Here is a 624-nt window from a genome sequence, read left to right on the forward strand (position 1 = left end):
CAGAAGTGTTGTGAAGTCGGAAATCGTGACAAGTCCGGTCCCAATTCACTGGCCAAGACCAAAGCCGTATCGATGCCGATGGTAGGAATTGCGGTTAAATCCACACCCATTATCTTGTTTAGCGCCCGATGCAAAATCAGTTGCTGCTCATTGGAACGGTGCGGGTTACGCAGTGATTTGCTGGGCGGGATAACTTGCGCCTGAAGAACCGGCAGCCGCTCAAGTGCATAAGCAATGGCTTGGTCGCACTCACCGATCTGTTTTTCCAGGAAGTCATAAGCCGCCAACTCCTGACTCAGCGCATGCAAATGCTCAGCTCGCCAGTTGCCGTGCAAGCTGCGAGCAACAGTGGCCTGATCGGCCTTAACACGCTTGTCTCTGAGCAGTGCAAGCACTTCGGGATCGCGCTCGCCATCAACGATTGCGCGCAAAATACTCATGCCCGTCACCCCAGCTATGTTGCTGATGACTTGGGCTAATTGGATGTTCATTTGCACCAAAGCCTTTTGCATCCGATTAAGGGCTTTGGCTTGGTCGCGAACTTTATTGCCACGCTGACGGACCAATGAGCGCAGTGAGCACACGTCGTCCGCAGGCCGAAAAGCGCCTCTCAACAGGCCGTGC

1 pseudogene is annotated in these 624 nt (G+C 54.0%); it reads right to left on the reverse strand.

The features are described from left to right. Positions 1–624 (reverse strand): annotated as a pseudogene (locus AACY08_RS27965) (IS110 family transposase); the annotation flags it as partial.

The organism is Pseudomonas sp. EL_65y_Pfl1_R83 (assembly GCF_963970695.1).
GTDB classification, from domain to species: Bacteria; Pseudomonadota; Gammaproteobacteria; order Pseudomonadales; family Pseudomonadaceae; genus Aquipseudomonas; species Aquipseudomonas tritici.